This window comes from Sphingomonas sp. TX0543 (assembly GCF_048565505.1).
GTDB lineage: Bacteria > Pseudomonadota > Alphaproteobacteria > Sphingomonadales > Sphingomonadaceae > Sphingomonas.
On sequence record NZ_JBLZUS010000003.1, the window covers coordinates 271,768 to 290,309 of the forward strand.

Here is an 18,542-nt window from a genome sequence, read left to right on the forward strand (position 1 = left end):
TGTTGCCTCCCTTCAACCCCAGCCGTCCCGGCGGCCTTCGCCATTGTCGCGAAGGTTGCGGCCATCGACGGCCGATCGGCGGATATTGAGCTGTACCTCGTCGCCCTTGCGCGTGATCTGGACATCGCGCGGATCGAGATTGTTGCGGCGGGCATAGTCATCCGCCGCCTTTTCACTGCCGAACTTTCCGGCTTCTTCAAATTCCCAACCCATCGTTCGTCTCCTTCTCCTTGCCACGGGCACTCCGCCAGCGGCTTTCCAGTTCACAGGTCGAGGCCCAGGCTGCGCTCCGGCAGCGGCGGCAGCGGGTCACCGCGATCGGGCTTCAGATCCGGCGGCGGCTTCGGGTCCCTGGCGGTTGGCGCGGGCGCAGCGCTGTCTGGCAATGGCGGCAAGTCGGTCGGAAGCGGCGGAAGGTCCGAGAGATCGACCCCGTCGATCGGACCGGGGTCGAACTTCTCGCGGGGCTGAGCCCCGGGCCCTTTCTTGCCGTCGATGTCGAGCCGGCCCAGCGTTTCGAGCGCGGATGTCTTGTTGCCGGGATTCATGTCGAGCTGGCGCTCGAGCTTCTCCCGGTCGTCGACGATCATGGTGAGCTCATCGCGCACGCGGGTGACGCCGACATTGAACAGCCGCTGGTTCGACAGATTCCTTTCATGCGCCGACATGACCGTGATCGCCTTGTCGGTGGTGATGCCCTGCGCCATGTGCATGTTGAGGCTGTAGGCAAGGTCGAGTCTGGACAGCATGGGATCACCGAGCCCTAGCGTCAGGACCCCCTTGTCTGCAGTCTCGACCCTGACCCCGTCGGTATCGACGCCGATGATCCGCGCGAGCGCGGCATTGTGGAGGCCGCGCTCCTTGTCGTTGGCGGTCCAGCGGATGCGGTCGCCTTCGCGCAGCTGAAGGTCCTTCTTCTCGGAGAGCTGCAGCCGATCGCGCTGTTCCGTCGGCGAGAGCTTTTGCGGATCGAACCGAATCTTGCGTCGGCCGTCCGACAATTCGATCTTGCCGTTGGAGTGGACTTTCAGAACATCGTAGCGTCCGCCCGCCAGGCCGATGTCCTGCGCACCGCCCCGACCCACTTCGAGCGTCTGGCCCGGCCGGTAGGTCGAAGCGTAGCGCAGCTCTTCGCGGGTGGTGTTGACCCGCTCGTAGACGGTGAGATGGATGGCTTGGCCCTTGACGCTGCCTTCGCCGATCAATCCGTCCTGGATGCGCTGATTGATGATGGCCCGGGCATCACGGCCCGAAGCGAAGACGGCGGTCGCCTCGCGCTCCGCGGGATCGAGCCCGAGCCACATGTCGGCCGCGGCGGCGGCAGGCTCGGACGCCTCGACGACATGGTCCCCCAGCACCTTCATCGCCGCAGCGGCCTTGCCGATATTGGCGAGCGCGGCGACCGTGCGCAGCTGATCGGTGCGCTGGCGGATATTCTGGTCCATGCGTGCCATGGTGCCGCCGCCCGCCTGAATCATGGCGAAGGCCTTCCCGGCGTCGATCGAGGACAGCTGCTGGCGATCGCCGACCAGGACGAGCTTGTCGACGCCCAGCGCGGCGCTGATCTGGTGGAGCTTGAGCATGTCGTTCGACGACACCATCGAGGTTTCGTCGACGACGAGCATGGTGCCGGCGAGCTTGTCGCGTGCGGTATCGAAGCGCTGGGTCCCGCGCTCTTCGATGAACCGCTCGTTCGCGAGCACGAACGAAGCGATGGTCTGCGCCTTGATACCGGCCCCTTCGGCGAGGTCCGCCACCATCTTGTTCTGGAACGCGAGGCCCGTGATCGTCCGGCCCTCCGCTTCGGCAACACGCGAGACCGCCTGGAGCATGGTCGACTTGCCGGCACCCGCGACGCCCTGGATCGAGACCGTGCGGTCGGCGGAAGACAGGATCACCGTCGCGGCGGCGAGTTGCCCCGGATTGAGGGGAAGTGCGGCGGCATCCTGCAAACGCTGGGGAGCATCGGCTGCTGCGATTATCGGCTCCGCCCTCCCCTTTCCTTCCTCGACGGCCCCGAGGATCTTCTCCTCGGTCCGCAGAGCTTCCTGGGTAGTGACCATGCGGCCGGTCCGGTCCGCAGCGGTCGCGATGCCCGGTATGAGCTGACGGTTCTCGACCAGCCGGTCGATCCGCTTCTCGATCATGTCGACGGTGACGCCCTTGAGGCCAAGATCGAGCGCGGTCTTGCTCAGAAGAGCGACGGGCCAGGCGGCTTCGCGTTCGGAAAGAATGCGCACGGCCGATGCGACGGCGAGCTGCGCGCGCGCCTCTCCCGGAGATTTGACGGCGCGGGCCAGCGCATTGTCGACCAGCGGATCGCGTGGACGCATCAGGCTTCCTAGGCGATCGCGCGCGCCTTCGATGGCATCCGCAATCGCCCGGTAACCGCGCTCCAGCGTGCCTTCTGGTTGCATCATCCCGGCGCGTGCCTCGGCCGCCGCCATCAGATCCTTGCCGTTGAAGCCGAGCGCGGCCGCCCGGTCGATCCAGTCCTGCTTGAGCGCAGCGCGATCCTCGACATCGAGCTTGGGATCGCGCGAACGCTTGGTGATCTCGCGCAGGCCTTCGGGCGACTTGATGCCGAGCTGGGTCGCCCGGTCGAGGATCTCCTCGCGTCGCTGACTATACTCCTCGACCACCGCCTTGGGCACGCCAGCGATCTCGAATGTGCCGTGCTTGCCCTTGAGGTCGAGCTGGTAGCCGATCTGTTCGAGGCCCGCGCGCAGGAAGGCATGGTAGATCGAACCGATGATGCTGTTGTGGCTCCAGATCTTGTCCGCGTGGAGCGCCTGCCATTTGCCATCGGGCATCCGGGTGAGATTGGCGATGACGGCATGGATGTGGGCCTGCGGATCGAGGGCGCGGCTGGTGTCGTGCTGGAACAGCGCGTAGACGAGGTTGCCGGTCTGGACCGGAACCTTCCGCCCCTCGACGTCGCGGCGGCCCTCGGCGAGGTTCTTTTCGACCCAGGCCATGGTCTTCTGGACGGCCGCCATATTGGCAGCGAGCACGCGCTTGTCGCCGGCGACATAGGCCATGACGGAGGCCGATTTCGGCATCGAGAAAGTGAGGTCGTAGCCGGCGCGCCGGTTCTCGACCTGGGCCACCGCCTCGCCGCTGGGAAGGATGCCGTTGAGCACGCCTTCGAAAGCGTCCTTGGAGACCTCGCCGGAGAGGCCGATCGCATCGGCCCCCTCGCCGCCCCAGGCGCTGATCTCGGACGAGCCCTCGACGGTGTAATAGTCGTCCTTCGCGAAATAGTTCGCGGCACCGGAAGCGGAGCGGACGCCGGCGACGGAGAGCATCAGATGCCCATGTCCATGCCATCATGGTCGCGGCCCGATGAGAAGTCCTGGCGCAGTTCGGCGAGTGTCTGGTCTTCGACCTGCGGTGCAGTGGAACCGTGCCGGTGGCCATCGCGCCGATCGTCACGATCGCGCGTGGCGACGGGCTGTTCCTCGCTGCCAGAGCGCGCTGCTGCCGCCTTGTCCGCGGCCTGGGTGGCAGGCGTTGCCTGTTCGTCGCGATCGTCGGCGCGTTGGGCTGCGCGCCGGGCGGCATCGTCCTCCTCCTCGACCTCGGCCGACAGGATCCTCGCGGCCAGATCACGCGCAAGATTGGTGGTCTCGGACACCTCTCCGATCACCTGCCCCGCGCCATCACGCCCGCCGGCCTCCCCTGCCCCATCCTCCTCGAACGCTTCCTCTCCGCGCTTCGACCGAACGGGCTGAATATCGGGTCTTGGCACGAAGCCCTGGGCGAGCTGGGGATAGTCCTTCCACTCGAGGAGAATACGCGCGACGGGAAAGCCGTCGGGGAATTTCACGAAGCCGTGCATCGAGGGCAGGTTGGTGATGTCGTCGGCGATGACGAGCGGCTCGACCTGCTTGCGCGGGGTGAGCGTCGAGGCGTCGCGGGTGTTGTTGTAGCCGTAGCTATAGGCCTCATCCATCTGGCGGACCTCGCGGTTGCCGATGTAGCGCGCGCATTGCTCGGCCGTGTCGAGATCGGCGGTCGCCAGAATAAGCTTGGAACGGGCGAGCGAGGCGAGATTGCGCGCGCCCTGTTCGCCGTAGACTTCAACCAGTTTTTCGAAGCTGTGGATGCCGAGGATCATCGCGCCGCCGAACGCGCGGGCGGTCTGGAGACCGTTTTCGATCGCGGGCAAACGGTGGAGCGCGCCGAGCTCGTCGAACATGAACCAGGTCCGCAATGACCGCGTGCGCGGCAGCGTCATCAGGCGGTTGATGGCGAGGTCCATCCAGAGCGTCAGGAGCGCCCGGTTCATCGGCAAGTCGACGTAGCTCGACGTCACGAAGAGGATCGAGCCGGGCTTCTTGTCGCGGGTGATCCAGTCACGGATCGAGAAGGGTTCCCCGTCATCGGGGAGGAAGCGCAGGACCTGTGCATTGGTGTTGAAGACGGCGCGGATCGATTCCGCCATGCGCGCCGCTTCCGGCGCGGTGAGCGGGTCGGCGATCGTGTTTGCGAGGAAGCGGTGGACGCGCTTGAGGTCCGCGGTCATCAGGTTCTCGGACAGAGCGAGATTGCTGGTCTGACCCCGTTCCTGAAGCCGCACGCACATTTCGATGAACAGGGTGCGCGCCGCAAGCGCCCAGAAGGGTTCGGAGGAACCGCCGTCCGAAGGGATCAGTGCGGCCGCGGCTGCGGTGAACTCGCTGTGCGTGCGGCAGTCGTTGAAGATCGACCAGGCGGGGCAACGCGCGTCCATGGGATTGAGGATCGTGTCGCGCGTGGGATCGTAGAAGGCTTCGACATAGGCACCGGTCAGGTCGAAGATGACGGCGGTGTCCTGACGCTCGCGCATCTGGGTGACGAGGCTCCTCAGTTCGGTCGTCTTGCCCGAGCCGGTGGTACCGATGAGCATCGCATGCGACTGCTCGGTGCGATGCGGAAAGGGGATGCCGGCGAGCGTGTAGGGATGATGGATGCCGGCTTCCTTGCGCGCGCGAAACGGCATGGCCAGCACTTGCCGCGACGGCATGCCGGGGAAAAGATCGGCGGCTTCCTCCTCGAACTTGATGCGGTTGTGCTCGTTGATTTCCGCGAGCAGAACGCCGCGATCGACGAGCATGGCGCCGCGTTCATGGCGTTCCTGAAGGATCGAACGGCCGCGCCGGTGGGAGATGTCGACGAACCAGATGGCCGCCGGAATGGTGATGAAGATCGAGACCAGAAAGGCGCCGAGCAGGCCCCGCATCGCGACGGCCCAGGCCTTGATAACCTCGGGGATATAGGGGACCGCTTTCATCACGGTCCGCAAGAGCTCGCCATTGGGCAGCGTGACGTTGACGCGCTTGTTCGGATTGAGGTCGACCCAGTTCCAGATGGTCGCATAGAGCTTCATGCAGACGAGCTGGAAACCATGCTCGTCGAGCTTGATCGACATGATGATGAACCAGGCGCCCATGAAGGCGAAGAACCAGAGGATGAAAGGCAGCTTCGCGCCCGAGAACCACATCATCATCTCGTGGGTGAGGAGCTGACTGCCGCGGGTGAAATTGCCGGCGTTGCGCTGGACGCGGCCACGCGCGGAATGATGGGTGAGCGGGACCGGGCGCCCGTCCGTGCGGATGTCCTCACGCGCCATGATATTGCTCCAGGCGCTTGTCGGTTTCGGCAATGATGCGGTCGCGATATTCGGGAAATTGCTCGCGGATGATGATGTCGAGCGCGAGCTGCTGGAACTCGCTGATGCGCGCGATCCGGCGCTGGCTTGCGCTGATCAGATTGGAGGAGGCGAGAAAGCCCTGAACCGCGGTTCGGATGACATCGGACGGCTTGCATCCGCGCTCCGCCGCGATCGCCGCGAGCCCATTATAGTGCGCAAGGTCGAGTCTGACCGTGCAGTGCCTTGTGGGGGTTTTCAATGTCAGCCTCCTAGCAGGGAGGCTGGTGGGGTCTCAGAAACCGACCATCTCTATACCGGAGCGAGAGGCCGGGAGCAACTCGAAGCTGGGGGACCAATCAACCGTGTTCATCGTGGGACAGTCAAGGCATTGGTATTTCAGCCTTTTAGATGGCCCAAATATCTGTCCCACATTGTCCCACAGCTACGTTTCCTCGTAACATCCTGATTTCCGCCAGGATTCCAATGCACCGAGGTGCGTTCGGTGTGCTTCTCTGCACCAGGGCTGTTCCAGTCCCCGGGGCGTCTTGTGACGCGGTCGATGTGGAGGGGAAAGCGCTTCCGGCGAGGCGCCAGGCCGTCCTTCGGACGGAACCATGGCGCAGCGGTCGGACGGATGCGCGGGAACCGGGACCGGGATACCTGCCGTCCAAGTTGCGCTTCCGGTGGCGTGGACCTGCGCCTATAAGGAACGGGTTCATAGCCCGATCAGCGTGAACCAAGAGGCCCTTCATGGCACGCACATTGGAACAGGAAAGAGCAGCGATCGCAGAGGATGAGCGCAAACTCGAGGAACGACGGCAACGGCTCGAGGAAAAGGAGCGTGAGGCCGCGGTGCAGGCGGTCGAAAAGGCTGGCCTGCTCAAGCTCGACGCGAAGCGGTTGAGCGCCCTTCTGACGCGCATTCGCAGCCTCGGCATCGACGAAGTGGAAAAGCGCCTGACGGCGTGATCAGACCCCGCCGCGAGCCTGCTCGCGGCACGGGCAAGGGGGGCTCGATGCCCCTCTTGCCCGTATCATCCTCGCAACAAAAAAAGGGAGAGGCGGCGTGCGCCCCTCCCCTCATCGGGTGTCAATATTCGTCGAGCATCCCGCCGTGCGCGGTGTAGACGATCTGGTCGATCATCGTGGTCGACAGCGCGCCGTAGTCGCCTTCATCGATGGCGAGATACCCAAGCTCCGCATCCTGGATGACGTGCTGGTCGAAGTAGCTGTGAAGCGCCCGGCGCTCGGCGCACGCGACGGCGGCGAAGTAGGCGGCGTTGTCGGCGGCGGCGGCGTTCGTGATCGTCTGCATGATGTGCTCCTGTCTGTCTTGAATGACAGGGGCAGTCGCGTCGGGCGGGCGAGGTCGGGTCAAGGATCGCCGGCTTGCCGGCGACCGCGTGAGCGGCGGTGGGGGTCACGATTTTCTTCGGCGGCCACGGACGCCGAAGGATGAGCACCGAGCCTCGATCCGCCGGAGAAAATGGTGGGGCCCCGCCGTCCTTGAGGCGGCCTCGTCCGCCCGACATCATGGGAAGACTGTGAGAGATTTTTCCTCTCGGTTGTAGACCATGGCAAGGCGTAGCGGCGTGCGGACCGACGGGTCCGCGCGGCACGCGAGCGAGCCGGGACTTGATGCCAGCGGCAAAAGAACAGGGACCGAGCGCGAGGCCCGGTCCCGGATGCCGTCAGGGATGACGACCGCAGTGGCAGTAGTTCTCGTCGATGCCGCTGATAGAGCAGAGGCCCGGTCCGAAACCAGCGTCCATGGCCTCGGGATCGTCGATATAGCCAAGCTCGGTGGCGATCGCGATTGCCTGTGACCGGAGCGCCGGATCGAGCCTGTCGATGGAGGGTTCAAGCGCTTCGGTAAACCAGCGCTCATACATCTCGTAGCTGCCACCGGCGGTCTGGCGCATCATCACTTTCGAGATGCGGTCCGCCTCTTCCCGAAACTGCGCCAGACTATCTGATTGGGCGGCTGCGGACAGCGGGTCGTCCGGCGGAATGTCCGGCTGCTGCGGGCGGTGCTCGGCCGAGACCTTGTATGCCCTGCCGCAGTTCGAACAGCGGGCGCATTCATCGACCTCGTCATATTGCTCAGGATCGTAGAGCGTCGCGCAGTGCGGGCAGATCGGAGCGTTGAACAGCGCCCGGAGATCGTCGGTAAGATTGTTCATAAGAGCCTCCATCAGGATGATGCCGTGCTCCCCATCTCCAATCGATGAGGATGGGCGCATCCGGACGCGGTGTTGAGGCGGTCAGGGACGGCAAATGCCGCCGCGAAGCGGGCAGCGGGGGAGCCGGTTTTGTCGCCGGGAAGCGGAGTGGAGCGGCGGCAAAATCGGGGGGACCGCTGATCCTTGACGGCCGAGGAACACCCAGCGTCATGCTTTGGCGATAAGGCTCGTCTGATACCGAGATGCGAGAGCGCGTGAGCTTGGGGACAAAGCCTCTTCTTGGTGCCTATGCGGCTCTGTGATAGGGGCCCGACTGCGCTGCGAAAACGGCGGCGCCGGGGCTTCAGAACCCTGTCAGGAACGGCACTCGGCGTGAGCTTTCACGGCCGGGGTGCCTGCGCATATGTACAGGAACCCCGGTTCTAAAAGCGTAGGCGCACTGTCCTTGACCGTGTTCTGAAACCCCGGCTCCCGCGCCCAGCGCGCGGGAGCTTCCGGGTCCGATATGTCCGCCCCGGTGCTGACCGCATTGTTTGAGCGGGCGACAAGCGGCGGAGGGGATATGGGCGAGCATTCGGGCGACGCGCTGCGGGCGGACCCGCTGGTGCAAAGAGCGCTGGCGGTCGTCCTGCTGCGGCAGGCCCTGCCGCTGCTCGACACGCTGGGTGAGCAGGTCGCCGCAGCGCATATTCAGGCGGTGATCGACGCGCTGGCCGGGAACGGGACCGTGACGCCGCCACATGCCCTGTCGTGACGGCAGGGCGCTGCATTCCGCAGAGCAGCGGCGAGGTTCAGGCCCATACGAGACGCGCATCGTCGAGATCGGGCGCGCTCGCCAGCAGACGTTCGAGCCGAGGGAGATAATGGTCGACCCGGCGTACCGCCGCGCGTGCCGGGGTCGACGGATCCGACAACCGCGTGCGAAGCGTGTCGAGGGCGATTTCCCCGACGCTCTCCGCTTCTATTTCGAGGGCTTCGAGCAGCGCATAGGCATTGCCATAAGCGAGGTCGAGTTCGAGGCCGCAGTCGGATGTGAGCGCGACCCGCATGGTGATCGCGGCGTCGGCTGCGTCGTGGTGGACGGCGATGCGGCGTCCCCGGAACTGGGCCTCCTCGACGACGCTGATGACGGCGGGATCGTGGTGGAACTGCGCCGTCACGGCGGCAAGGGCCAGCGGGCAGACGCGCGCTTCGAAGCTGTCCCCGAGATACTCGTCGGGTTCGATGAGCGCGATGCCGATCCGGTCTCCTTCCGAGCGGAGATAGCGCCGGAAGGCGGCAAGCTGGCGCGCGGTGATGACCGCCTGCGGGTCGGTCGTGTCGTCGGCGGGAACAGCGATGCGGAAGAGGACGGACATGGCTTTTGACTCCTTGAGCAAACCGCCTGTTTCCTCCCCCTCTCTTCTTGGGTCCGAGGAATTGCGCGTACGCGGCGCAACCGGGCGCAAGCGTCCCCGCGGTGCGCGGGGGTTCGATGCCCCCGCGCACCGCATCATCGGCAGAAAAGGGAGAGAGGCCCCGGCGGTTGCCGGAGCCTCTCGGGTGCACGATGCTCAGCCCCGGCGCGCCATGCGCTGGGGTGCGGGCGCTGCCGCGCGCTGCTGATCGAGCTTCACGACATGGAGCGGAACGCCGGCCTGCCGCAGCTTCTGCGCGAGGTTCATCTGGATGCCGGAGCCTTCGCAGACCACGGCTTCCACCGGCTTCAGGGCCAGCAGGCGATCGTTGCGGACGAAGGCCGCCTTGGCTCCCAGCCGGCGGTCGAGCCGGAACATGATGACCTTGACGCCGCGCGCCGCCGCCCATGCCTGCGCGATCGCATCGCAGCCCTTGGTCTGGGCGGTCGTGGCGAGGATCATCTCCGGAATGCGGGCCTTGATCGTGTCGAGGCCCTTCCAGAGCATGTCGTGATCTTCCCAGACCTGACCGCCCGAGAAGGCGACGACGGGGCCTTCGGGCGTGAACTGCTCGCGGCGCTCACGTCCCCTTGCGGCCAGATAGTCGCGAGCGTCGATCATCGATGCGGTGACGCCGTGCGAGACCCGGCTGCCGCGCGTCGGCGAATAGGGCCGTCCAGTTTCGACGCGATAGACTTCGGCGGCATGGTCGCGCATGCACTCCATCGCATCGCGGCACCCTTGCAGCGTCTGGCAGAGCAGCTGCGCGTCTTCGATCTGCGTCGCGTAGATCTCGCTCGGGTCGAAGCTGCGCGCGAGTTCGCCAAGCTCCTTGGCGGCGTCGTCCTCGCGGTCGCTGATCCGCTTCGCCACGACATGGAAGCTGTTGACGAAGCCCCAGGCGAGATCGCTCGCGAAGGGTTCCAGGCGGGTGTCGCGGAACACGTCGAACAGCGTCGCCATCACCATCTCGACGGCGGCTCGGGCCTGCTCCGGATCGGGCATTTCGAGCTGCTCGCTCTCGTCGACCGGCGACAGCTTGGCGCGCTCGTCATGCTCGATGAACGCGCTTTCGTAGAGGGGGCTGCGCTCGTCGGTTCCGGTTTCGCTGGCGATGAAGCTGGCGAAGTCGGCGAAGTTCGAGAAAGTCTTGGTCATGTGAGCCTCCATGGCTTTTGGATGTCTCATCCACGCGATGAGGCCTTGCTCAGGGCATGCGGTGGTCAGGGAGGTCGGGCACGTTAACCGGGAAGCCGGCCGCTCGCGGCCGGACCCCGGTTAACGCCGCCGCGCGGGGAGCGGGGGAGCCGATTTTTTCGGGTGGGCGCGTAGCGGCCGCGCGCAAAAATGGGGGGGACCGCTCATGCTCGACGGACCGCCAACCCCGCATGCCACACTAGGCAGACACAAGAGAGGAATAGGGGTGTAAAACCTCCCGGGCGTCATCCCCCGCAAGCGGGATCGTGACCCGAACGGGCGGAGACGGGCCGAAGGCCTGGCTCCGTGAGCTTGGCCGGGGCCCGCGCCCGCGCGGGCGGCGGCTTAGCGAATAGAGCCCCGGTCCCGCTCGCGCGAACGGCGCGGGCGGGATGCGCCGAACCTGCCTCATCATCCCGAAAAGAGCATTCGATCGGCATCTGCCACGGGCGCGGCACAAAGCGCGGCACATAGTGCGACACAACTGTGAAGCATCATGATGCCGTCCTGAGAAGTCTCTGTTCCGCAGGGAGAGGTTCGCCGATCCGAGCGAGGGAGATACCCTCGCGGCTCCGGTCAGCTCTCCGCGAGATCTCCGCAGCGCCGATCGAGCGAAGGTCGGGGGTCAGCAGGTCATGGGCGCATTTGATCCCTGGGGCGCCGGCGAACGAGACCAGGACCCAGCCGTCCGGATCGCACGGGTTTTCGACGAGGCCATAGCCATGATGGCCATGAAAGACCGCGCTCCCGCGCACCCATTGGCGTGAAGGCCGGGTCTCTTCATCGGGTCTGCACATAGGGACTTCCCTCCATCGCGTGAACGAAGGGAAAGCCCCTCTTTGCCCTTTCTCCGGCCAGGGCTGGTGCGCGGGGCGGCGCGGAATGCGCGATGAGGACGCATGGGTTCGAAGGCCAGGCCTCGAGGTCGGAGGCGGCCGGATTCGAGGCAGGGTTGGGAGCCGTTCGCCGCGCGCTCAGGTGGGCGCGATCCATTCGCCGCCCTCGCGCCAGCCGATGATGTCGCTGCCGTTGTCGCCGACAGCATCGCCCGAGATGTCCCGCCAGGGCGAGCGGGGGCGATAGGTCGGCATGTGCCGGGCGGTCAGCACCTCGTAGCCCGCGCAGGTGTAGCCGCTGAGCCGGATCGCGAGCACCGGCTGGTTCTCGGGCGGGAGCGCCGAGAAGACCGAGACGAAGCCGGCGGGGACCGGATGCAATGTCGCATCGATCATCGTGCGCGCGAGCCGGGTCTCGAGTTCGCCGGCTTCCGAGCCCCAGGGATGGGCGTCTATATCGAAGAGAGCGGCGTCGGTGCTGCTCGGCACGGTGGAGAATTCGCCGGACCAGCAGCGGCTCTCGGGATTGAGTGCGGCGACATCGTCGCCGACGCCCGGATCGCCGGTTTCGCTGCGCAGCCAGTCGGCGAGGGCCGGCGTGAGCCGGCCCGAGAGCTTGCGCGCGCGCAGAGGCATGGCGTCGAGGTCGGGGAAGTCAACCAGCCACCAGGCGAGGCGATGATGGATGATGATGCCGTAGCTGTGGTCAGCCGGGCGACGCGCGGAAGAATGGGTGTGCATGGGCGAGGTCCTTGCCTTGAGGAAGCGACGGGTCAGTGACCGACCCGTCGTGCGCGATGATCGTTTCGGGGCTGATGAGCTGATGCTCGGCGGCGACCAGCGACCAGGCGGCGGCGAGCTCGTCCTGATATTCGCAATCGACGATGGCGTCGGCGCTGGCTTCGCCGAACTCGGCCTCCTCGAAATCACGGAGGTGCGCCGCGTCGGCGGCCTCGGTGATCGCCTGGCCCAGGCGGGCGGCGATCTCATAGCGGTTGAGACTGTCGGCGGCCCGGCGAATACGGGCGACCATGTTGGGGTTGGTGACTTCGATCCCGTGGGCGACCCCGGCGATCTCATCGAAGCTGGCGAGATGGAACATTGTGCTGCCTTTCGCAAAAATGAGAAGGGCGGCCCGAAGGCCGCCCGGAGGGGTCAGAGGAACTCGATTTCCTCGGCGACGATGTCGGTGTTGTAGTAGGTGCGCCCGTCGCGCTCGTTGCGGCTGTAGCGGATCTCGCCGACGACCATGAGCTTGTCGCCCTTCTTCTTGTGGTTGGCGACCGACTTGCCGAGACCGTTGAAGGCCTTGATCTGATGGAACTCGTCGTAGGTCTCGGTGTAGCCGTTGTCGTCCTTCTGGACCTGGCCGTCCTTGATCACCGGCTTGGAGGTGACGAGGCTGAAGCTGACGCCGCCCTTGCTGTCGGTGCCGAAGCGGCTGATGTCCGAGGTGATGCGGCCCGAGAGGAAAACCTTGTTCATGTGCGTAACCTTTCGCATCTCACGCCAGCGGGCCGATCCCGCTGGGATGAACAATCGCGAAAGCCCGTGATTGAGGGATCGCCGCACCCGCGCGTCAGCGCGGGGGAACCCCCATTTTTCGAGTGGTGCGGGCAGAGGCCGCCAGGCCTCAACACGGTCGCAAAATGGCGGGTTGCGGTGACCCCGCACGGGCGTAGCGTTCATTCCATCAAGCGGGTGGCCAGGTGGGGCTGCGAAAAGCCGTCGCCGGACACTAGGTCGTTCGGGACCGATCGCCGGACCTCTCGCTCGGACATGCAGTCAGCGGCGTTTCTTGCCCGAAGTGAGCGTTGCGGGTCGTCCGATCGGCCGGAAGGCCGGGAGGATGGCGCGGCGCTGCCGCTACGACAGCTGCACGTCGCCGGGGCGGGTGGGCGTGCGGCGCGACCATGGAAGGGCAATGCCATTCGTCGGCGGAGGACGTCTGAAGTGGCGCGCGCCGGGGCTTCGCCGTGCACTGCAGCGACGGGGAAGCGATCCCACGCAGCCTCGGCCGCTCTCGCCCGTCGCTTTGCGAAAGGCAGTGGACGGTCATGCCGGTGAGGCGGGCCGGGGCACGGGCGCGATCAACGCCTGCGCGTTAACCCTGATGCTTCAGCCGGCGAAAACCATGACATGGCCATAAGCATCGGCAGCGGTGCCGCGCGTTCCTGTTGGCGAGCCCGCACGAGACGCGACATGATCGAGAACCAGACATTCCGGCCGGCGCACGTCATTGGACCGCTCGGCGAACCGCTGACGATGGAGGCGCTTCCCGCGCCGGACACGCGGCGTTGGGTCGTGCGGCGCAAGGCCGAGGTCGTGGCGGCCGTGAATGGCGGCCTTTTGACCATTGATGACGTCTGCGAGCGTTACGGCCTGACGCTCGAGGAGTTTGCGGGCTGGCAGCGTGCGGTCGATCGCTCGGGCATGCAGGGCCTGCGGGTCACCCGTACCCAGCATTATCGCGATCTCTACGAGCGGCAGCAGCGCTATTGAGCGCTGGCACGACACAGCGCGCCTCCAAAGTGACGACGATATCCTCACCGCCAGGACGATCCTTCCCCCTTCGTCGTTGACGGGCGGAAGTGCCGCCGACAGAATTTCGGCGGGGCGAAGGAGAGGATAACGATAATGGCAAAAGCGTTTGCAGCCGCCTTGGGCATCATTCTGTTCGGCGGCATAGCCGGGTCGGCGGTCGCGAAGGTTTCGGACGCCGCGGTCCTTCGCGGCGAGGATGGGCAACTGACGCTTCGCTGGAGTGCCAGCGGTCCCGTCGATGTCCTCCAGGCGAGCACGGCGGACGCGCGCATCGCCGCGGCGACCCCGGTCTCGATGCGCGACGCCGACGGCACCGCCACGGTGCGTGCCGGGCCGAGCGAGCGTCGCTATTTTCTCCTGAGGGACACGAAGGACGGCTCGGTGACGCGGGTCGCGGAACGACTGGTTCCGCTCCAGCAGGGGTCGAACTTCCGGGACATCGGCGGCTATCAGGGAGCCGGCGGCAAGCATGTCCGCTGGGGCCTCATCTATCGTTCGGGCGCGACCCCGATGCTGACGGCGCAGGACCGGGAAACCGTGAGCGGACTTCACTTGAAGCAGCTGATCGATCTGCGTTCGGACGAAGAACGCGTGCTCGCGCCCACCAGGATTGATGGCGTCACCTATACGGCCTATGGCTATTCGATGCAGCGCATCTTCGAGGGGATGCGTGCGCCTGCCGGCGCGCCGCAGAACGGGAGCGCGCTCTATCACGGGTTGCCGCTTCTGCTGGCGCCGCAGATGAAGCTGCTGTTCGCGGCCTTGCTGAGCAAGCAGGGCGCGATCGAATATAATTGCTCGGCGGGGCAGGACCGGACCGGCTTCGCGACGGCGATGATCCTTTCGGCGCTCGGCACGCCGCGCGATGTGATCGTGCGGGACTATCTGCTGTCGCCGACCTATCGGCGGCCGCAGTGGGAGATGCCGCCGATCGATCCCGCGATGTTCCCGGACAATCCGGTGGCCAAGGTGTTCGCCAGCAACGGCGCGGCGCGGCAGGCGCAGCCGCTCGTCGATGCCGGGGGTCACGCGTTCCTGCTGGGCGCATTCGAGGAGATCGACAGCAAATGGGGTTCGCCCGAGGGGTATCTTCGCCAGGTGGTCGGGCTCAGCTCGGCCGATTTGGCGACGCTGCGCGCCGCCTATCTCGAATGAGGCACGGCTGCCGTTAGATTCGCCAGGTTTTGAGTCTCGTCAAAGCGGCGACCCCGCATGTCATCGCACTGTGCCTGCGGGAGCCCGGCTCGGGCCCGTTCGGCGAGGGATCGATGACAGTGAGGATCATATCGGCATCGGGGCTGGCGCTGGCGGCGATCGCGCTCGCGGCCTTGGGCAGCGCTGGTGTCGCGGCCCCGCCGGATGCCGGCGACGAGATCACCGTCGAGGCGCCCCGAACCGTGCCGATTCCGGTCGAGCGTAATCCCTACACGGGCGCGGCGATCGCGACGACGACGGTGCGCATGTCGGTGCTCTACGGCGACCTCGATCTGACGACGCAGCGCGACAGCGATCGGCTGATGCTGCGGATCCGCAACGTCGCGCGCGATGCTTGCAAGCAGCTCGATCGGCTCTATCCATTGAACCCGGATGAGAATTGCGTGGACAGGACCGTGGAAAATGCAGCGCCGCTTGGGCAAGCCGTCATCGCGGCGGCGCGTGGGCATTAGCCGTCTCCTCCTGGGCGCCGCGGCCCTGCTGGCGGCAGGCATGGGATCCTACGGGGCGCTTGCCGCCGGGGCAGCGCCTGCGTCCGGCTCCACGGCCTCGGTCGCGAGCGGCAAGGCATTTGCGCAGGCGCATTGCTCGGGCTGCCACGCGGTCTTGCCCGACCGGTTCTCGCCCAATCCCGACGCGCCGCCGTTCGAGAATGTGGTTGCCAAGGAAGGGCTGACGGGCGAGACGCTGACCTATTGGCTGCGCCACTCGCACAATTTTCCCGAAATCATGAATTTCGAGGTCGCCGACGATCAGGTCGATGACCTGTCCGCCTATATGCTGACGCTGCGCCCGCCCCCGACGCGGCGGCGGTAACGCCCATTCGAACAGAAACAGGGCCCGCTTCGCGAGAGAGCGAAGCGAGCCCTGCAGGGTGCGTGCCCGGCCTGGAGGCGTGGGACCGGGCACAGCGGGGGGTCAGCTGACGGTTTCGGGCTCCTCCACCTGCTCGGACGCGCGCTGGCGACGCTGCCGGCGTCCGCCTTCCTGCGGCTCGCCGCCACCGAAGGCGTGTTCGGCGGAGGAAGCGCCGAGGCCGGCCTCGGTGCCCTGGGTGGCGGGGCCGGCGGTCTCGTCGGCGCCGGGCAGCGGCGGCAGGCTGTCGTCGGTCTTGGGCGCCATCTCCGAGGCGAGGTCGCGGCGGCGCGTCGGGCGCGACCAGACGACGTTGAAGCTGCCGTCCTCCTGGCGGAACGCCGAGATGTAGAGCGGCGCGGCCAGGCTTGGATCCTCGATCTTGCCGTTGAGGAACGCCTCGCCGGTGCCGTTCGAGAAGAGCTCGAAGAGCGCGCCAACCTGCACCCACGCCCGTGCCGCCGACAGCGCCAGCACCTCGTATTTCGGCGCCTTCGGATTGGCCGAGTGCACCTCGCGCAGCGCGATCGTCATGGCAATCGTCAGCGTCGCGATCCGGCCGACGAAAATGCCGGCCTCATTCTGCTTGATCGAACCGATGTTCATGGGAAAGTCTCCTGGAAGCTGGTCTCGAACACCGTGTCCGAGCCATCTTCCCCTTCCCCACTCCTCTCCTCGGCCGTTCGGCCGAGCAGGCGCGAAAGCGCCCCATCCGAGGCCCGCATTCGCGGCCTCGGGACGTCCGGCTCAGCCGGAGGTCGACGTATCGGGAGGCGTGATCCCGACCGGGGCAATCGTGAGGCGCCCGGCCGCCTTGGTCGCAACCTGTTTTTCACGCAGGAAGCGGTCGCGCATCTGCATGAGCTTGAGCAGCGTGTCGTAACCGCGCGCGGTCTCTTCGTCGTCTGCGCGGAGCGCCGCCTGCATCAGATCGACGACATGTTGCTGGGCGCGGCGCCCATGCGTCGCAACGAGCTTATGGGCTTCGATCCAGTGCTCGGACTTGAAGCCGAGCCCCTTGAGGAGCTGGTCGGTCTGATTGGGTTCGGCGGTCATATTGGGCACCGTCAAGCCGCGAGGCGAAGGCTGGAGGCCTCGGGCTTCGCGGTGCCGGTTTCCCGGAGCCAGGCCCTGGCGGCGCGCTGCGCCTCGGCGATCTCGCGGGCGGTCATCTCCTCGGAGATTTCAGCGCGCGATACCTGTCCTTCCTCGCTGCCGGCGAGCGCGGCGAGATTGAACCATTTGTGCGCCTCGATGAGATCGATGGCGATACCGAAGGATCCGCAGGAATAGACGACACCGAGCGCGTGGCGCGCTTCCGCGTCGCCGGCGGCGGCTTCGCGCAGATGTCTTTCAAGATCGAATGTGCGTTTCGCGTAGTGTATTGCCATAAAAGAGGCCCCGACTTCCTAATAGAGGCCTGATTTCAACATGCGGCGGCAAATGGATGGTTAATAGCCTCGCAGTTGCAGCAAGAATTTACACGGTTTTACGTCCGCTGATTTGCAGGCGATCGGTTCAAGCCTCAGCCGGAGCGGCGTGCTCGGTCGCACTGCGTGTCCGAACGGCGGCGATGAAGCCGCGCAGCGACCACCGCGAAGGCGGCGCTCCGGCTTTGCGGCGCTTGCGGATCTCCTTCAGGCAGAACTCGAAGGAATAGCGCTCGGGATAGCGATGATGGGCGAGCTGCTGGGCGATCACATCCTCGGCATTATAGCCGAAAAGCGCGATCGCCTCGTCGGCCCAGCCGGGCGCGGCTTCGCGTGCGATGCGCTTGAACTTGAGGCCGTCGAACATCGGATTTGTCCCTGAAATGCGTCGCTGCGACTATCGCCACGTCATGGTTAACGAAATCCTGCGGTGCCCACGGATCCACAGTCCTTGTCGGGAGGCATGTCCGCCGCGTTTGTCTGAAAGATGCGGATAATGAGCGAAGGTGCCACCAGGCTCCGACTGCAGGAAAAGGCGCGGTTTTCCGAGCTTTTTGCGCGATGGGAGGTGACTATCGGACCGCCGCAGTATCGATCGAGCAAAGATGTCGGCGTAACTTGTCCGGCATTGCGTGGTGGTGAGACCGACCGATAATTTTACAAGTCTTTACATGGCGCCGACTTCAAAATTGCCGCGTTTCCGCATCGCCAGTCCGGGCTGAACTAGCTAGTGGAGCGAGCCGAACAGGCGCTGCTTGGCCTCGGCCTGGTGTGCGCCGTCCTTGACGCCGATGGTGGCGTCCCTGTCGGCCGCGAGATCGGCGGCGAGCGTCTCGGGTATGTCGGCATAGGCTTCGACCACGCGGATGGCGGCCTCGGGGCTCGGCAGCTCGCCCGGCTCGGTTCCGAGCCAGATCGTTGCCTCGCCTTCCTCGGGATCTTCCTCGGTGGGCGTGAATACCTGCGCGAAGAAGGTCTGGAGGGGACGGTCCCAGCCGATCACGGCCTTGATGACGCCGTTTCCCGGCCTCGGCTTCAGTTCGTAACGGCTCATCGCTGGCTCCTGCGGATACGGTGGTCGATATGGCGGGCGGCGCCTTCGGCGCTGCGCAGCGCCTTGCGAACCGCCGCGGCGGCACGCGGCGCACCGCTGCTGGCGAGAAGGTGACGCGCGCGGCGTAGATGGTCAATCGCGGTCCGTACCGCCACCCGGTCTGCCGGCGCCGCGGGCTTGATCGATCGCATGGGCT

23 protein-coding genes are annotated in these 18,542 nt (G+C 65.9%); 6 read left to right on the plus strand and 17 right to left on the minus strand.

Features of this window, described 5'->3' with window-relative positions:
* Positions 1-12: 12 nt before the first annotated feature.
* From ACM61V_RS19115 to ACM61V_RS19130, 4 genes are read right to left on the minus strand one after another with little or no spacing between them, the layout of a single operon-like run.
* Positions 13-213 carry a hypothetical protein gene (locus ACM61V_RS19115; RefSeq protein WP_107396176.1) on the minus strand — a complete coding sequence of 67 codons (201 nt, stop codon included), beginning with the start codon at positions 211-213 and terminating at the stop codon, positions 13-15.
* A gap of 50 nt (positions 214-263) precedes the next feature.
* Positions 264-3,308, minus strand: a complete 3,045-nt coding sequence (gene mobF / locus ACM61V_RS19120; RefSeq protein WP_419714505.1) for a MobF family relaxase — start codon at positions 3,306-3,308, stop codon at positions 264-266.
* Entirely contained in the window at positions 3,308-5,614 is a 2,307-nt protein-coding gene (locus tag ACM61V_RS19125; protein ID WP_419714506.1) for a type IV secretion system DNA-binding domain-containing protein, read from the minus strand. The genes mobF and ACM61V_RS19125 overlap by 1 nt, the downstream gene beginning before the upstream one ends.
* On the minus strand, positions 5,604-5,894 hold the full coding sequence (locus ACM61V_RS19130) for a hypothetical protein (RefSeq protein WP_419714507.1): 291 nt from the start codon (positions 5,892-5,894) through the stop codon (positions 5,604-5,606). The genes ACM61V_RS19125 and ACM61V_RS19130 overlap by 11 nt, the downstream gene beginning before the upstream one ends.
* Before the next feature lie 491 nt (positions 5,895-6,385).
* Between ACM61V_RS19130 and ACM61V_RS19135 the strand changes: the two genes are divergently transcribed.
* Complete coding sequence (locus ACM61V_RS19135) at positions 6,386-6,604, plus strand: hypothetical protein (RefSeq protein WP_419714508.1); 219 nt, start codon at positions 6,386-6,388, stop codon at positions 6,602-6,604.
* Between the two features lie 121 nt (positions 6,605-6,725).
* On the opposite strand, the gene ACM61V_RS19140 is transcribed toward ACM61V_RS19135, so the two are convergent.
* The gene (locus ACM61V_RS19140; protein WP_419714509.1) at positions 6,726-6,950 is read right to left on the minus strand and encodes a hypothetical protein; all 225 of its coding nucleotides are present in this window, start codon (positions 6,948-6,950) and stop codon (positions 6,726-6,728) included.
* Between the two features lie 376 nt (positions 6,951-7,326).
* The gene (locus ACM61V_RS19145) at positions 7,327-7,818 is read right to left on the minus strand and encodes a hypothetical protein (RefSeq protein WP_419714510.1); all 492 of its coding nucleotides are present in this window, start codon (positions 7,816-7,818) and stop codon (positions 7,327-7,329) included.
* Between the two features lie 562 nt (positions 7,819-8,380).
* On the opposite strand from ACM61V_RS19145, the gene ACM61V_RS19150 reads away from it, so the two are divergent.
* Positions 8,381-8,572 (plus strand): hypothetical protein, encoded by a 192-nt coding sequence (locus tag ACM61V_RS19150; protein ID WP_419714511.1) that lies wholly within the window; start codon positions 8,381-8,383, stop codon positions 8,570-8,572.
* A 37-nt stretch (positions 8,573-8,609) separates the two neighbouring features.
* On the opposite strand, the gene ACM61V_RS19155 is transcribed toward ACM61V_RS19150, so the two are convergent.
* From ACM61V_RS19155 to ACM61V_RS19175, 5 genes are all read right to left on the minus strand, one after another.
* Positions 8,610-9,176, minus strand: coding sequence for a hypothetical protein (locus ACM61V_RS19155; RefSeq protein ID WP_419714512.1), 567 nt, complete (start codon positions 9,174-9,176; stop codon positions 8,610-8,612).
* Positions 9,177-9,371: 195 nt separating this feature from the next.
* Positions 9,372-10,373, minus strand: a complete 1,002-nt coding sequence (locus ACM61V_RS19160) for a DUF2493 domain-containing protein (protein WP_107396168.1) — start codon at positions 10,371-10,373, stop codon at positions 9,372-9,374.
* Between the two features lie 1,013 nt (positions 10,374-11,386).
* Positions 11,387-11,989: a hypothetical protein gene (locus ACM61V_RS19165; protein ID WP_419714513.1), complete on the minus strand. Its 603-nt coding sequence runs from the start codon at positions 11,987-11,989 to the stop codon at positions 11,387-11,389.
* Positions 11,955-12,350 carry a hypothetical protein gene (locus ACM61V_RS19170; protein ID WP_419714514.1) on the minus strand — a complete coding sequence of 132 codons (396 nt, stop codon included), beginning with the start codon at positions 12,348-12,350 and terminating at the stop codon, positions 11,955-11,957. Before ACM61V_RS19170 ends, ACM61V_RS19165 begins: the two co-directional genes overlap by 35 nt.
* Positions 12,351-12,403: 53 nt before the next feature.
* A complete protein-coding gene (locus tag ACM61V_RS19175; RefSeq protein ID WP_107396164.1) occupies positions 12,404-12,733 on the minus strand; it encodes a single-stranded DNA-binding protein in 330 nt (109 codons plus the stop codon).
* Positions 12,734-13,450: 717 nt separating this feature from the next.
* Here ACM61V_RS19175 and ACM61V_RS19180 point away from each other — a divergent pair.
* The 4 genes from ACM61V_RS19180 to ACM61V_RS19195 all read left to right on the plus strand — a co-directional run bounded on the left by ACM61V_RS19180 (position 13,451) and on the right by ACM61V_RS19195 (position 15,823).
* Positions 13,451-13,750, plus strand: coding sequence for a DUF1153 domain-containing protein (locus ACM61V_RS19180; protein WP_419714515.1), 300 nt, complete (start codon positions 13,451-13,453; stop codon positions 13,748-13,750).
* A 135-nt stretch (positions 13,751-13,885) separates the two neighbouring features.
* Positions 13,886-14,947, plus strand: coding sequence for a tyrosine-protein phosphatase (locus tag ACM61V_RS19185; protein ID WP_419714516.1), 1,062 nt, complete (start codon positions 13,886-13,888; stop codon positions 14,945-14,947).
* Positions 14,948-15,066: 119 nt separating this feature from the next.
* On the plus strand, positions 15,067-15,459 hold the full coding sequence (locus ACM61V_RS19190) for a UrcA family protein (RefSeq protein ID WP_419714517.1): 393 nt from the start codon (positions 15,067-15,069) through the stop codon (positions 15,457-15,459).
* A 40-nt stretch (positions 15,460-15,499) separates the two neighbouring features.
* Positions 15,500-15,823 (plus strand): c-type cytochrome, encoded by a 324-nt coding sequence (locus ACM61V_RS19195; protein WP_419714518.1) that lies wholly within the window; start codon positions 15,500-15,502, stop codon positions 15,821-15,823.
* A 102-nt stretch (positions 15,824-15,925) separates the two neighbouring features.
* Here ACM61V_RS19195 and ACM61V_RS19200 read toward each other — a convergent pair whose 3' ends face one another.
* From ACM61V_RS19200 to ACM61V_RS19225, 6 genes are all read right to left on the minus strand, one after another.
* Positions 15,926-16,468, minus strand: a complete 543-nt coding sequence (locus tag ACM61V_RS19200; RefSeq protein WP_107396160.1) for a DUF736 domain-containing protein — start codon at positions 16,466-16,468, stop codon at positions 15,926-15,928.
* A gap of 141 nt (positions 16,469-16,609) precedes the next feature.
* Entirely contained in the window at positions 16,610-16,918 is a 309-nt protein-coding gene (locus ACM61V_RS19205; RefSeq protein ID WP_419714519.1) for a hypothetical protein, read from the minus strand.
* An 11-nt stretch (positions 16,919-16,929) separates the two neighbouring features.
* A complete protein-coding gene (locus ACM61V_RS19210; protein WP_419714520.1) occupies positions 16,930-17,253 on the minus strand; it encodes a hypothetical protein in 324 nt (107 codons plus the stop codon).
* A 127-nt stretch (positions 17,254-17,380) separates the two neighbouring features.
* Complete coding sequence (locus tag ACM61V_RS19215) at positions 17,381-17,659, minus strand: hypothetical protein (RefSeq protein WP_419714521.1); 279 nt, start codon at positions 17,657-17,659, stop codon at positions 17,381-17,383.
* A 360-nt stretch (positions 17,660-18,019) separates the two neighbouring features.
* Positions 18,020-18,346, minus strand: coding sequence for a hypothetical protein (locus ACM61V_RS19220; protein ID WP_419714522.1), 327 nt, complete (start codon positions 18,344-18,346; stop codon positions 18,020-18,022).
* Positions 18,343-18,537 carry a hypothetical protein gene (locus ACM61V_RS19225; RefSeq protein ID WP_419714523.1) on the minus strand — a complete coding sequence of 65 codons (195 nt, stop codon included), beginning with the start codon at positions 18,535-18,537 and terminating at the stop codon, positions 18,343-18,345. Before ACM61V_RS19225 ends, ACM61V_RS19220 begins: the two co-directional genes overlap by 4 nt.
* Positions 18,538-18,542: the final 5 nt, after the last annotated feature.

Coding starts and splice junctions, on each gene's coding strand:
- ACM61V_RS19165 (WP_419714513.1), bottom strand. CDS start 11,989: ATGCACACCCATTCTTCCGCGCGTCGCCCGGCTGACCACAGCTACGGC.
- ACM61V_RS19210 (WP_419714520.1), bottom strand. CDS start 17,253: ATGGCAATACACTACGCGAAACGCACATTCGATCTTGAAAGACATCTG.
- ACM61V_RS19215 (WP_419714521.1), bottom strand. CDS start 17,659: ATGTTCGACGGCCTCAAGTTCAAGCGCATCGCACGCGAAGCCGCGCCC.
- ACM61V_RS19145 (WP_419714510.1), bottom strand. CDS start 7,818: ATGAACAATCTTACCGACGATCTCCGGGCGCTGTTCAACGCTCCGATC.
- ACM61V_RS19155 (WP_419714512.1), bottom strand. CDS start 9,176: ATGTCCGTCCTCTTCCGCATCGCTGTTCCCGCCGACGACACGACCGAC.
- ACM61V_RS19140 (WP_419714509.1), bottom strand. CDS start 6,950: ATGCAGACGATCACGAACGCCGCCGCCGCCGACAACGCCGCCTACTTC.
- ACM61V_RS19225 (WP_419714523.1), bottom strand. CDS start 18,537: ATGCGATCGATCAAGCCCGCGGCGCCGGCAGACCGGGTGGCGGTACGG.
- ACM61V_RS19185 (WP_419714516.1), top strand. CDS start 13,886: ATGGCAAAAGCGTTTGCAGCCGCCTTGGGCATCATTCTGTTCGGCGGC.
- ACM61V_RS19180 (WP_419714515.1), top strand. CDS start 13,451: ATGATCGAGAACCAGACATTCCGGCCGGCGCACGTCATTGGACCGCTC.
- ACM61V_RS19160 (WP_107396168.1), bottom strand. CDS start 10,373: ATGACCAAGACTTTCTCGAACTTCGCCGACTTCGCCAGCTTCATCGCC.
- ACM61V_RS19205 (WP_419714519.1), bottom strand. CDS start 16,918: ATGACCGCCGAACCCAATCAGACCGACCAGCTCCTCAAGGGGCTCGGC.
- ACM61V_RS19200 (WP_107396160.1), bottom strand. CDS start 16,468: ATGAACATCGGTTCGATCAAGCAGAATGAGGCCGGCATTTTCGTCGGC.
- ACM61V_RS19125 (WP_419714506.1), bottom strand. CDS start 5,614: ATGGCGCGTGAGGACATCCGCACGGACGGGCGCCCGGTCCCGCTCACC.
- ACM61V_RS19220 (WP_419714522.1), bottom strand. CDS start 18,346: ATGAGCCGTTACGAACTGAAGCCGAGGCCGGGAAACGGCGTCATCAAG.
- ACM61V_RS19150 (WP_419714511.1), top strand. CDS start 8,381: ATGGGCGAGCATTCGGGCGACGCGCTGCGGGCGGACCCGCTGGTGCAA.
- ACM61V_RS19170 (WP_419714514.1), bottom strand. CDS start 12,350: ATGTTCCATCTCGCCAGCTTCGATGAGATCGCCGGGGTCGCCCACGGG.
- ACM61V_RS19195 (WP_419714518.1), top strand. CDS start 15,500: ATGGGATCCTACGGGGCGCTTGCCGCCGGGGCAGCGCCTGCGTCCGGC.
- ACM61V_RS19135 (WP_419714508.1), top strand. CDS start 6,386: ATGGCACGCACATTGGAACAGGAAAGAGCAGCGATCGCAGAGGATGAG.
- ACM61V_RS19115 (WP_107396176.1), bottom strand. CDS start 213: ATGGGTTGGGAATTTGAAGAAGCCGGAAAGTTCGGCAGTGAAAAGGCG.
- ACM61V_RS19175 (WP_107396164.1), bottom strand. CDS start 12,733: ATGAACAAGGTTTTCCTCTCGGGCCGCATCACCTCGGACATCAGCCGC.
- mobF (WP_419714505.1), bottom strand. CDS start 3,308: ATGCTCTCCGTCGCCGGCGTCCGCTCCGCTTCCGGTGCCGCGAACTAT.